Below are 12,654 nucleotides of genomic sequence, written 5' to 3'. Positions count from 1 at the left end.
GAAAAAATGCGCCATAGCGCAACAAAAATAACAAGCATAGTGGAATGCGCCGCACAGCGAGCGAAATTCCACCAATGCTTGTTGGGGACACCCCAAGCCCCGAAATGATCGCACAGCGGTCAGAAAATAATCGGCTTACGCCGAAATAAAACAAAGGAGACACCACTATGGAAAATGCAAAACGCAAGAGAGGCAGACCACCCAAGCGTAAGGCTATGGAGTTCGAGGAAATGACTTATGAGGGAGCAATCAACCACGCACTTGACCAAGAGGTTAAGTCCGAACTTGACAAGAGCCTTGCCGACAAAGACGAGAGCCAGCTCACCGATGACGAACGAAAGTACCTGAAACGCAAGAGAGAGAAGAAATCCTACACGCTGAATGTACGCTTTACAGAATCCGAAATGCAGGATATTCTTTCCAAGTGTGAGCAGTACGGTTACAAGAACAAAACGGAGTATATCCGTGACTGCGTTCGTGCAAGGGTTGATCTCACACCCGACCACACCGAGATTGCTGAAACCAACAGGCTTATGAAGCGTATCGGAGCGAACATCAATCAGATACTTGTCCGACTTTACAGCACAGGTCACATCTATGCCGAGGACATTTCCGAAATCAAGAAAGGAGTTAGCGAAATTTGGCATACACTTCTATCCATTCAATCAAGGCAACAGACGGGGCGGCTCTCCGCTATATCACAAACGGAGATAAGACCGTCAACGGCTTATATGTGCAGTCTTTTGCCTGCCGAGCCGACAGCATCGGTGCTGCCGCCGACTTCCGAGCAGTCAGAGCAGGCGGAACAGGGCGAACACAAATCCTCGCACACCACATAGTCCAGAGTTTCGCTCCTGATGAAGTTACACCTGAACAAGCCTTGCAGATCGGTGAGGAATTGTGTGACAGATTTTTGAAAGGCAACTACCAATATGTGCTTGCCGTTCACACAGACAAGTCCCATACCCATTGTCACATCATTTTCAATAACACTAATCTTTACAACGGACTCAGCTTTACTTACGAACACAATCAAGGCAAGGTAAATGAACGGTCATGGGCACAGTTACGGGCAATATCGGACGAACTATGCAAGGAACACGGCATATCCGTTATTGAGCCGAAGGCGAAAGGCGTTTCCCACTTTGAAAGGGATATGCAGTTGCAGGGCAAGTCGTGGAAAGACAAACTCCGAGCTAAGATTGCAGAAGTCGCATTTTACAGCAAAGACTTTGCGGACTTTTTACGCAACTGTTCTGCCAGCGGTATCGAGTATGTTTACACGCCACAGAACAAAGTCAAGCTGAAATTCCGTCTTTCGGGCGAGGGACAGCAGAGATTCACAAGAGCCGACACATTGGGAGCAGACTACATCCCCGAACGCATTGCCGAGCAGATAGCGGAGATACAGGAAAAGCTGTCAGCGACGAATGTCACTCCCGATATGCTTACTGAACCGCCGAAGCCTGTTGCTGCTCCTAAGCCTAATCCTAAGCCGACACAAACAGTCACCGCCCCGACAACATCACCGTCAGAACCCGGACACCTTATCTCCGATCTCATTCGCTCAAAAATGCGGGAAAAGGGCATCTCACAAGTGCCTACATTTACACCCACGATCACACCGCCGACTACTCCAAAGCCTGAACCCGACAGGACAGTTATTACAGCAGAGGAATTTCTTGCACCGCTGTATGATGAGCGTGAAACTCCACCGCCTGCATCTGAGCCGACCGAGAGTAAAGCACCTGAAAAGAAAATAGATGAATGGGCATCTATCCGAGGTATGCGTGACAGCGACAAGATTATTGCAGAGCTTGAAGCTGTCGGCATCATGTCTTTAAGCGAGTTTGGTGGATTTATGCACAATATCCATTCGCCCGAAGATCACACCGATGAAGTTACCGAGCTGAAAGAGCAGTACACAGCTATCGGCAAGCTCCTTGCGATGATAAAACAGCGTTCTGACAATTCTGCTACATACAAGGAGTATCAGGAACGGTCAGCGTTTACGCAAAAGCATTTCCGCAAGAAGAACGCTGGCGCAATCGACGCTTACGAAGAAGCTGACAAGTACATCACCGAGCATATTAAGGCTTATTATGTTGACGGCAAAGCACCCAAGCGGAGCGAGCTTGCAGCACTGTCAAAGCTGTTAAAAGATAAGCTCAAAGCCATTATGCCCGAACACAAGGCATATCTTCTCAAACATGAAACGGCGATGCGGTACACCCGACAGGTGCGCCAGTACCTTAATGAGCAGTATATGAAGAGTGAGCGAGAGAAAAGCCGTCAGAGGACACAGGCAAAACACAGAAATAAAAATGCACTTGAATAAAGGAAGGACGATACTATGAGCAAAATAGGTTATATCCGTGTTTCTACGGAGCATCAGGAAACAGCGAGACAGCAGGAGATCATGTGCGGTTATCAGGTTGACCGCATCTTCTCTGAGAAACTGTCAGGAGCGAACACAGACCGACCTCAGCTCAGGGCAATGCTTGACTATGTGCGTGAGGGAGATACGCTTTACATCGAGAGTATCAGCCGTTTGGGGCGCTCCACAAAGGACTTGCTGAACATCATCGACACCCTCACCGACAAAGGAGTTACCCTTATCAGCCACAAGGAGAAAATCGACACCAACACGCCTGCGGGCAAATTTATGTTGACCGTGTTCGCTGCACTCTCTCAGTTGGAGCGTGAGCAGCTGAAACAGCGACAGCGTGAGGGCATCGAGATTGCTAAGGCTCAGGGCAAGTACACCGGGCGAAAGCCTATCCCCACCGACTGGATGAGGTTCGGGCAGCTCTATGGGGAATGGAGAGCAAAAAACATCACGGGCAGAGATTTTATGCGGAGAATGGATATGTCGTCAAATACCTTTTACCGCCGTGTGCGTGAGTATGAACTCCGGCACGGTATCACCGAGTAGACCTTAGCTTGACCGTCTGGCGAACGGAAAAGCTCCACAGCACCGTCCGAGCCTGCGGAGCGGAAAACTAACCGCTGAAAAGAAAAAGCTCTCAGAAACGCTTACAGAGCGTTTCCGAGAGCTTGAGTTTATTTAGTTCCAATAAGGTTTGTGCCTGTTGTGGTATGCTCCACAATGCCTAATCGGACTTGTGTGGAACGGAAAACAGGTGTGCCAGTAGGCTATGGTTTGTGAATTACTCACAAATCAAGAAAAGTTTTGAATATCACCATCATTTATATTTATGCTATGGATGATTGAAATTTCAATATTAAAATTATGTTATAGACCAAAGACTTTTAAGCTCATTTAAAACTACAATTAGCAAATTTTTCTTGTCTTGTGAATAAAAACTACAATTTATATCGCAATCTTTAATGACTTTTTTTTCTTCTGGAGTTGGAATATAATAGTTATTTCTACTTTTCACAAAGTTTAATATAGTAATTAAATCAAAAGTTCTCATTCTTTGGCTCTTTTCGTCATTACGTTGCAATCTGTCAATGCGACTTGAACGAGAATTATTCCATTCGCAAACATTATCATCATTATATGTAAATGGATTACTATATGGTACATCTTGATAATATACTAATGTAAATGATCTATCTATATAATTGCTATTAGCATTATTATAAATCTCGTTAGCATATTGTAACTCAGTCTGTTCATCTCCTAAAATTGTTGCACTAATAGCTATGGTTCTTTTTGCTCTTATATCGTTTTCACGACTATACGCTAATCGAAAAATTCTTATTAATTCATTTTTATCTTGATGAGGCAATCTTGCAAGGAGAAAGTATATTTCATTTCTGACAATAGTTGCATTAGAATTATTCTCTCTAAAGTATTTTTTTATTTCATTTTTCACACTTCCGTTTATCCCTAATTGAGAATTATTGATTCGACAAGCTGTTCCCATAATATGTAATAAATTGTTCTTAACAAGTTCAAGTTCATCTTGACTCAATAATTCAAATTTACTTTTGATAAACCTTGTAACTGTATGATTATATCTGATTTCAAGTGAATATATAGCTTCAATTCCTAATTCGTTAGTTTTAGTTAATATTTTCTCAAAAAAATAGCATGCAAGGAAATAATCTTGAAAATTCTTATGATAAAAACCACATAAAAGACGAGAGTCTGTATCATCAACATACATTACAATTGCATTAAAAAAGAATTTTATACTATACTCGTTATCAAAATAATTTTTGATTTTTTCATCATTATAATAGATCTTTTCTTCCTTAAATAATCGCCTTGATATATCCGATAGAATAGTTATTGTGTTTTCAACGCATTTCTTTTTATCATTTTTATTATCTATTTTCAAGCATTCTCTAATTATCCAATGTCTTATAAATTGTTCATATAAGTCAAACTGATTATTTATTTTTACGTTTCTCGAATTACTATTATCAATGATAAATGATAATAAAGAAAGTTCAAGTGGTGTAAGAAAAAAATCATGAAATTCTTTTTTATTTATGTAATTGTATATTTGAACTTCAAAGCTTGTATTGTTTGAAATCTTTTTATAATTCTGAATATATGAGTTGATTTGTTGATTACCCCAATCTTTTAATTCGAATATTTCATCGAATAGAGATGTGTACGTTGAATTTATTTTTTTTAGTACTTCATGATCTTCTTTTCTGCATGTGGCAATAAAGTAGACGTTTTTTCTTTGTAAAGTTTCTATTATTTCAATAAGGGAGGAAAAATCCTCTATTTTCATTTCATCAATGCCATCTAAAAAAATGTATTTTAAAGTAAGATACCTAGATTTGTGTTTCTTTAAAATTTCAAATACTTCATTAGAGGGAGTGGTAGAAAACAAACTTGCTCTAACTATGAAAAAATAACGTCGAAACAGAAAATTTATAATTGATTTTTGGGGAGAAATACATTTTTTATATAAATATGTTAAATAAGTAGATTTCCCACTTCCTGGCTTTCCTATAATTAAAATATTTTTAGGTGATAATCGTAAGACAGATGGTACATCTTTTTCGCTTTTTACAGCACGCATATTAATATGTTTAACGTATAAGTGCTTGTACAAATCTTTACCGTAAATTCGATTGTCGTATTCCCACGGGAATATATCGTTATTATCTACTATACGTTTTTGATTTTTCAAATATCCATAATATAGTATTGTTTGCGATATAATTTTATCCCTAATCAATTTAAATAAAGCAATTATACCTGCTCCTGTTATAAATTCATGTTCTACCATCCAACCAAAAACTTTTTTTATAAAATCTAAAAAAATATCAAGGTTCATAAGTCACCTCTTAATAATCAAAGTCCCAATATATATTTACACTTTAGAATTTTTAACAAAGTTGCATGGCATAATATGAAAAGCGTTAGCATATCGACATATTGGTATTTACATAAATATTGATACTAAGGAATCTTAAAGAAATAAGATGATACTCTCAAAATGAATTTTTAAATAATAACCTGCATTTTTGAAAAATAGCTATCATGTTAAATCTTTAAGAATCCTAAAACTGCTGGTATATCAAGTGTTTCAAACTTTTGGGTTTATGTAAATTTCATCATGACAATGCGCTAAGTTGCAAGGAGTTTGACTAATCAAAAATCTCATCTATTTGTATTTTTAACCAATGTCCGAAATCAGTATATATATTTAAATTATCTGTCCATTCTTTTTTTATTTGTTCCCATGAGTTTGAATTATTATTTAATAGTTCTTCTTTATACATAAATAGTTGTATGTAGCATTCAAGTTGGTCGATATCTTTAGCAATTTTTGCGTTAAATGTTTCACATCTGTAAAATTCTTCCCAATTATTATATAATTCAAACGTATCTCCAAAATCAGTAAATTTCAAACTATCTCTATAATATTCAAATCTTTTTTTCTCAGTTAATTCATCTGTAAGATTTTTTTCTTTTTTCGGAATATCACCAGTATATGATTCTGCTAAATCATGAATTATAAGTAGTCTTATAATATGGCTTTTACTATATTGAGAAGATTCAATTGATTTACCAAGTATTTTAGCCATTTCAGCAGCGGTAGAAGGTAAAAAGAATTCTGCAATCATTGTTGCACTCCATGAATGATCTGCAACAGATTCAACTATAATCCGTTCAAGTTCTCTACCTTTTGCCATCCACCCATTTCTTTTTTGCTTTTTTAAGTTATATATTTCATTTAAAAATATACGCATATATTCTGACATATACTTACACCTAGATTCTAATAGTTTAGATTCGGTTGAGGTTATTCATTTATGAATTGTAATATCAACAGACATAAATTTATAGTAATCTAACGATCCATTCCAGCCAACCTCTGATAGTTGATGCTCTACGAATATATGTGCTTTCACTTTCGACGTTGTAGAGATCATTTTGCTTCATGATCGCAACAATGTCTTGCTTGTTAATTTCACCTTGCCCAAACCACAGTTTAAGGCTGTCAGCAAAAACTTTGTGTGATAATATAGATTCGCAAAAAGCTAACTGTCTTTGTTTATAGCCTAATCGTAGTATACTTCTTCCTTTTGAGGTTAAAGTGAATGTAATATCATCGGTTCTCTGCTTATCTACCAAACCAAGATAACGAGCTGCATCGGTATAATAATTTGTTTGTCTTACATTAAAGGCATAATTTATCGTAATTTCTTCCCTTGTCATAGGGTGTTCTTGTAACAATTCGCAAAGATTTATAACTCTATCAAAGCTATCTGCCTGCGGAAAGGCTATTTCAGGTTCCTTAGCTCTCTGTGCAGCATCAAGTATCCGATTGATCTCCTCAGTTGTAATAGTCATATCTTCCTCAACTGTGTAGTTTTTCTGCTTAACAAGCATTAACGAGCTGTATTCCATAGGATTTGCGAATTGATACTCATATAGGTGAAAGATACCATTCGAGTACACCAAGAAGATAGGCTTAACAGCTTTGTTTACTCGATCACTCCAAGTTCTGAATGGATAATAGAGCTGTCTAACAAGGAAATCATCAGATAAATCACGCTTTGCTTCAATTAACGCAAGTTTCTGTAATCCTTCATACCCTGCATCTATTTCGATTTGAGAATTATGCACTTGGACAATTCTATTATTCCTATGCTGTGTATCTTTAATCTCAAAATCAAAGTTACCAGATCCCATTCGTCCGCTAACTGTTGGTACAAGCTGTTCATCCTCTAAAAAATCAGCCATTATTCCTGAAACATAGGCACAATTTAATGCAACTGCTTCACTTGTTATCGAATCTATATTCAAACTCTGAATGTAATACGGCAAACTGATTCTTGTTACATCACTTGATACAGGCTCGAATTTATGATAGGCATCAAAATGTGAAATGATATAGTCTCCACGAGTTATTGGAAGTATAGAGAGCTTATTTTGTTTGAATAATTTTGGCAAATTGATAGTGTGATCAAATTTTGCCATTAATCGGGGTTCACGAAATTCCTTTATTTGCGTAGCAGATATTTGAAAACAACCATCCTGCTCAATATGATGGAGAATGTCATATTTTTCAAATAGGAGATGCCAAGCAGCATCATTTCTGCTTTCGTGTTCAAGTTTATCAATTTTCTCTGTATCACTCATAATTTGTTATTATTACCTCATCGACATCTCCTCGCTTGCTTGCGACAGAGTTAATTGCTCTTTTAGCCTGAACTATTGTTATATGATAATTAGAATACTGCTCTCTTATGAAATCTGTTGCGGAGTTAGATAACATGAATTTTACACCACGAGCATTAAGTCTATCACAGCATTCACGCAATTGTATTTGTTGCTCTCGACTAAATCCACCTTTAGAATAGCCCGTAAAGCTGGATGTATCTGATACTGGATCGTATGGTGGATCAAGGTATACAAATGTTCCTCTGCGCACTTGCTCAAGTACCAGTTCAAAATCAGCTGTGCTAAATGTTATTTCCGATGAATTAAAATAGGCACTTACAGCCCGTAAAACAGGAGCATTAACAATATTTGGGTTTTTATATTTTCCAAAAGGACTATTGAATTCGCCAGCATTATTAACACGATATAACCCATTATAACAGGTTTTGTTAAGAAAAATAACTCTTGCAGCTTTTTCGATTTCACTCAACTTATCATACTTTTCCTGCTCACGATCAATATTGCGAAGTTCGTAGTAAAAACCTTCTTCATTTGGATAAGTTTCAAGCAATTCAATAAGTGCTTCAACATTATCTCTTATTACAGTGTAAACAAGAATAAGATCGCTGTTAATGTCATTCACAATCGCTCTCTTAGGCTGAAGATCAAATAATACTGCGCCACCTCCAACAAAAGGCTCACAATATGATGTTATTCTCTTAGGCAACATAGGCTTTATTGAAGGTAAAAGTTGTCTCTTTCCCCCGACCCATTTAAGTACGGGAGATACAAGTTTATTTTTAGGCATTAAAGTCACTCCCTCTTAACAGGTTAGCATAATTTAGTAAAAAACGAGAAAAACCACCTAATCTATTTTATTATACCGCATTATCGTCCGAAAGTCAATAGATTTTCAGCACTTTTTAGAAAAAGCCTTATCCCCGTGTCACAGGGATAAGACCTTTCCTCAATAGTTATATGTGATTACTCCTGAACCTCTCTCATCAACGCAACGCCGTCCTTGAAGCCGACCTTGTACGCAGTTCTCATCTCGGCGGCGGCGGTATCGCTCACGCAGTCAAGTATCTTGTGGAATACTTCGATCTGCTCCTCGCTCAAAGAATCCTCAAATGGAATGCAGAGCTTGTTGAACTCGTCAGAGAACTCGGCGGCGTGAATATCACCCACACGGAGGTTGTAAATCATATCAATCATTGTAAGCACCCTTTCGGTATTATTTTAGCTTGCTGTACCTGTCTTACAATGCTTGTCTGAAAACTTCTTTATGCCTACTGTCGTAAACGTATAGGCTTGTCATTTTCCTGCATTATCAGGTTCCTTTACCGCCCAAATGAGCGCTACTACCCAGCCTATAAATGACCAGCCGAGAAATAGATTCATGCAGAATATCGCGCCCTTGTTTACCCTAGCCCTCGCTAGTGCTACAACAGTAGGGATAAAATACACGATGATACCTACTATTATCATCAAAATCATAAGTGCTGAACCGTCCATATTTTCCTCCGTTCTAGCGGATTTTCCGCTAATATATTGCATAAATAGTCCGTTTACTAAACGGGCAGTGCCGCGCTTGGCAAACCGGTTTTATGACCACAATATAATTATAGCGGATTTTCCGCTAAAAGTCAACAGCAAATTACAAAATACCGTATAATAAATTTAACAAATATTGAACACAGATTTTGGGTAAAATGACTAAAAAGGAGCATCAGCAGTATGTATGTAAGAATAAGGAATTTGAGAGAGGACGCGGATATGACGCAGACTGAGATAGCTAAGATCTTAAATTGCAGTCAGCGCGTGTACAGCAATTATGAGAGGGGAGAGCTTGATATTCCTACCGATATTCTAATCAAGCTCGCAAATTTTCACAACGTTTCGGTAGATTACATTCTCGGCAGAACGAATAATAAAAAAACAAATCTCTAAATCAAAAAAAACGGAAATGCGCTCACTCGAAGTCCATTTCCGTTTTTTATGTACTGTTTCAGCTCTGCAAAATTACGTCCCCCGCAGCCGCCTCAGCAGTTTTTTCGCCTTTCATGTACTGCTCAAGCTGCACAAAAAAACTGTTTATCCTCTCGGTATCTTCAAGCCCTTTTGTCATCGGCTGCAGTTCGTTCTGCGAGTCGGTTATCATCTTGCCCGCGCTGTATGCCGTGCCGGTCAGCATTTCTTTGCCGTCCAGTGTTTCCAGTGCCGACCGCGAAAGAGGTATGCCTTTCTCTATGCCCTGCAATTCTGCCATCTCTTCGCCGTTTAGCAGATAGTTCAGCAGGCGTGCCGCGCTTTGCGGGTCGTCGCTGTTCTTGCTGATAGCGTACAGGTTCGTGGGCTTTACATACCAGCCGCTGCGCAGCGGCTCTTCCGTGCTGATGTATTTGCCTATCACCGTAGTTATCTGTGAGTCGTCCGAATATGCGTAGTTCTGCGCGTCGCTCGCCCATAATAGCTGTCCTGCGCATTTGCCGCCAAAATAGTTGGTCTTGTCATAGTTTTCGCCAAGGTGTATCACGCCGCCCTCATTCAGCTCTTTCGCAAATCTCATCATAGAGGCTAGGTTTTCGGTGTCAAAATCCGCAGCCGCCTTGCCCGTTGTCTGCTCCTCATGTGCCGTCAGCATCAGCCATAGGTATATGTTCGCCGTTTCAAAGAGGTACTTTCCCTCAGCCGCAAGCTTGCTGCCGCACTCAAAAAGGTCGTCCCATGTTTCGGGTATCTCCTCGCCGATCTCTTTCAGCATATCCTCGTTGTAGTAAAATGTTATCGCGTTTAGTGAGATAGGTATGGCGTTCAGTTTTCCGTTTATCATGCCGTAAGAGAGCTGCTCTTCCGTAAAATTGTCCAGAGCTATCTCGTCGCTCAGCGTGTTCAGATCGTAAAATCCTTCGCCGTCGGGCGAATATTCGTTCAGCCATGCGTAGTTCAGCTGTATTATGTCGCTCTCTTTGCCGAAGCTGTAAAGTGCGTCAAGGCTCTCTTTGTAGCCAACGTAGTCGCTGGAGTAGGGCTGTACGTTTATGTCGCTGTTTTCCCGCTCAAATATCTTTATGCCTTTGAATGTGTAATCAGCGCGCGCGTCGCCGCCCCACCATGCAAACGATATTTCGGTCGGCACGCTTATCTCCTCGCGGCTCTGGTATTCCTTGAAAAATCCGTTAGAGCAGCCCGTTGCCGTCAGCGTTATCACCGCCGCCGATGCCGCAGCCGTCGCTCTTTTTATAAAGCCGCTCATTTTGCCGCCCCCTCTTTGCTTTTCTCCGGCTTGTAGAAAGCTGCGCTGTTGCCTTCCGCCTGCTCGGCTTCCTTCATCGCCTCAGCCGCCTTGCTTATCAGCGAGCTGAAGTCCTCTGCGTGGTCGGGGTAGCAGCATATGCCTATCGAAACGTAAAGCTTCATATCGCTCTCGCCGCCCAGCGTGAATTCTTCAAATGCTTCCGGCAGCCCGCCGCAAACCGTGTTCATAGCTTCGTGCGCTTTGAATATGTCAAATTCGCTGAAGTTCACAAATGCCGCTATGCGGTCTTCCGAGATCCTGCCGATGTATACTGCCTTTTCGCCAAAGTATTCTTTTATAATGTTTATCGCGTTCACCCGCGTGTCGTTCCAGCAACTGTATGTAACGGTAGACCGTATGCCCGCCGCATCCTTTATCGAAAGCAGCACCAGCGCGTATGTACTTCCGATGATAGAGGTTTCCATCAGCTCGCTTATCTTTTCGTCCAGTCCGTACTCGTTAAGCACGCCCGTAGCGGGGTCGATGAATTCGCTGTTGGTGTCCGCCAGCTCGCCAGCCATGAATTTCGCAGTCGCGAGCGTGCCCGTCGCTACGGATATAAGCACCAGTATCAGCAGCATCGCCATAGCCGATGGCCCATCTATCGGCGAGATCTTTATCAGAGAAGGCTGTTCCATTATCGTGTATGCCGTCCAGCCGCTGTCAGTTGTCAGCTTTGCGCCCATCAGCCCGTTTACCGTAACGTGCTCGTTTTCCGCATCGAACATTGATGAGTATTTTTTCGGTATCGCGTCGCCATGCTTCAGTTTTTTCTCGTCAGCAGTCGTGTATATCACCCTCTGCTGTTCGTCAGTGAGTATGAATATCTGTTTTTGTCCGTTTTCCGAGTTGATTATCTTGTCCAGCTCGTCGATGTACTCAGAAAGCAGCAGTACCGAGTGGTCGCTCAGCCGCCTTATGTAGTATATCTTTCTGTTAGCGCCGCTAAGCCCGAAAAGCCAGCATTCGCCGTTTTTCATTTGGTCGTTGAAGTATTCGTAGCTCTCTGTGTTCAGCGCCGCATTCGTGCCCGATGATGCTTTGCCTATAACGCTGCCGTCTGAGTAGAATATCATGAAGTCAACGTATGTCTTGCCAGCTGACATTTTCAGCAGCATCTCTTTTGTGCTGTTTTTCAGCTCGCTCTCATCTGCGGGGGATAGCCCTCCTTTTACGGGGTCGTACTCGGGCAGCTCGTTTACCGTGAAAAGCGCGCTCGTGTCGTTCTCCACGCTTTTGGTAAAGCTGTTTACAGCTGTTGCGTACTGTCTGCCCAGCGCCGTTATGTCCTCCTCACATTCTTTGTAAACTATGCTCTTAAGGTTTACGAATGCGTATGTAAAGGCTGCGAAAAACAGCATGGCGGTAACTATCGTGTAGCATATCATCATGCGGTTTCGCACCTTGCGGACTGATACTCTCTTGCCGTTATCTTTTTCCCCCATGGCGTGCGGTCCTTTCTGAATTTATTTTTTGTGGAAAATTTTATCTAAAAGCTCGCATATCCTGAAAGAGTAGGTCACCTTGTCTGCCAGTGCGCCTCGTTGCTTTTCAGCCGCCGCCGAGCTGCTTATCTGCGGAAAGAGAAAAGTCTGCTTCTCCGCCTTTGCCTCAGCTCCGCCGCCGCAGGCAGCAAGCATTATCGCCGCTGCGAACCCGCAGCAAAGCGCCCTCTTGGCTCTCTCAGATCTTGCCGATGTGCAAGCTATGTTATTGTTTTGGTATTTCATGCCGATACTTCCTTTCACTG

Annotated in this window: 13 protein-coding genes; 4 read left to right on the top strand and 9 right to left on the bottom strand. The window is 41.0% G+C overall.

All coding sequences use genetic code 11. The features are described from left to right. Positions 1-167: 167 nt before the first annotated feature. Genes LI114_RS00725 through LI114_RS00715 form a run of 3 tightly spaced genes read left to right on the top strand, consistent with a single transcriptional unit; the run spans position 168 to position 2,935 of the window. Entirely contained in the window at positions 168-839 is a 672-nt protein-coding gene (locus LI114_RS00725) for a plasmid mobilization protein (RefSeq protein ID WP_227218522.1), read from the top strand. Continuing rightward, entirely contained in the window at positions 734-2,338 is a 1,605-nt protein-coding gene (locus tag LI114_RS00720; RefSeq protein WP_227218520.1) for a relaxase/mobilization nuclease domain-containing protein, read from the top strand. The genes LI114_RS00725 and LI114_RS00720 overlap by 106 nt, the downstream gene beginning before the upstream one ends. Positions 2,339-2,353: 15 nt before the next feature. Next, entirely contained in the window at positions 2,354-2,935 is a 582-nt protein-coding gene (locus LI114_RS00715) for a recombinase family protein (RefSeq protein ID WP_227218518.1), read from the top strand. 316 nt (positions 2,936-3,251) lie between these two features. On the opposite strand, the gene LI114_RS00710 is transcribed toward LI114_RS00715, so the two are convergent. The 6 genes from LI114_RS00710 to LI114_RS00685 all read right to left on the bottom strand — a co-directional run bounded on the left by LI114_RS00710 (position 3,252) and on the right by LI114_RS00685 (position 9,121). Further along, entirely contained in the window at positions 3,252-5,270 is a 2,019-nt protein-coding gene (locus LI114_RS00710; RefSeq protein WP_227218516.1) for an NACHT domain-containing protein, read from the bottom strand. A 313-nt stretch (positions 5,271-5,583) separates the two neighbouring features. After that, positions 5,584-6,201 (bottom strand): HD domain-containing protein, encoded by a 618-nt coding sequence (locus tag LI114_RS00705; protein WP_227218515.1) that lies wholly within the window; start codon positions 6,199-6,201, stop codon positions 5,584-5,586. 79 nt (positions 6,202-6,280) lie between these two features. After that, on the bottom strand, positions 6,281-7,585 hold the full coding sequence (locus LI114_RS00700; protein ID WP_227218513.1) for a type II restriction enzyme: 1,305 nt from the start codon (positions 7,583-7,585) through the stop codon (positions 6,281-6,283). After that, positions 7,578-8,414 carry a DNA adenine methylase gene (locus tag LI114_RS00695; RefSeq protein WP_227218511.1) on the bottom strand — a complete coding sequence of 279 codons (837 nt, stop codon included), beginning with the start codon at positions 8,412-8,414 and terminating at the stop codon, positions 7,578-7,580. The genes LI114_RS00700 and LI114_RS00695 overlap by 8 nt, the downstream gene beginning before the upstream one ends. Positions 8,415-8,590: 176 nt before the next feature. Beyond that, the gene (locus LI114_RS00690; protein ID WP_227218509.1) at positions 8,591-8,821 is read right to left on the bottom strand and encodes a DUF6809 family protein; all 231 of its coding nucleotides are present in this window, start codon (positions 8,819-8,821) and stop codon (positions 8,591-8,593) included. A gap of 99 nt (positions 8,822-8,920) precedes the next feature. Then, the gene (locus LI114_RS00685; protein ID WP_227218507.1) at positions 8,921-9,121 is read right to left on the bottom strand and encodes a superinfection immunity protein; all 201 of its coding nucleotides are present in this window, start codon (positions 9,119-9,121) and stop codon (positions 8,921-8,923) included. A gap of 222 nt (positions 9,122-9,343) precedes the next feature. Here LI114_RS00685 and LI114_RS00680 point away from each other — a divergent pair, with 222 nt between their 5' ends. Continuing rightward, the gene (locus LI114_RS00680) at positions 9,344-9,556 is read left to right on the top strand and encodes a helix-turn-helix domain-containing protein (RefSeq protein ID WP_227218505.1); all 213 of its coding nucleotides are present in this window, start codon (positions 9,344-9,346) and stop codon (positions 9,554-9,556) included. A gap of 58 nt (positions 9,557-9,614) precedes the next feature. Here LI114_RS00680 and LI114_RS00675 read toward each other — a convergent pair whose 3' ends face one another. Genes LI114_RS00675 through LI114_RS00665 form a run of 3 tightly spaced genes read right to left on the bottom strand, consistent with a single transcriptional unit; the run spans position 9,615 to position 12,634 of the window. Beyond that, positions 9,615-10,862, bottom strand: a complete 1,248-nt coding sequence (locus LI114_RS00675) for an ABC transporter substrate-binding protein (protein WP_227218503.1) — start codon at positions 10,860-10,862, stop codon at positions 9,615-9,617. Further along, a complete protein-coding gene (locus LI114_RS00670; protein ID WP_227218501.1) occupies positions 10,859-12,349 on the bottom strand; it encodes a diguanylate cyclase domain-containing protein in 1,491 nt (496 codons plus the stop codon). Before LI114_RS00670 ends, LI114_RS00675 begins: the two co-directional genes overlap by 4 nt. Positions 12,350-12,370: 21 nt before the next feature. Further along, positions 12,371-12,634: a hypothetical protein gene (locus tag LI114_RS00665; protein WP_227218499.1), complete on the bottom strand. Its 264-nt coding sequence runs from the start codon at positions 12,632-12,634 to the stop codon at positions 12,371-12,373. Between the last annotated feature and the right edge of the window lie 20 nt (positions 12,635-12,654).

The organism is Ruminococcus sp. 210702-SL.1.03, assembly GCF_020559915.1.
Classification (GTDB): Bacteria; Bacillota; Clostridia; order Oscillospirales; family Ruminococcaceae; genus YE71.
Note: the sequence above shows the minus strand (reverse complement) of the source record. Positions and strands in the feature narration are given on the sequence as shown.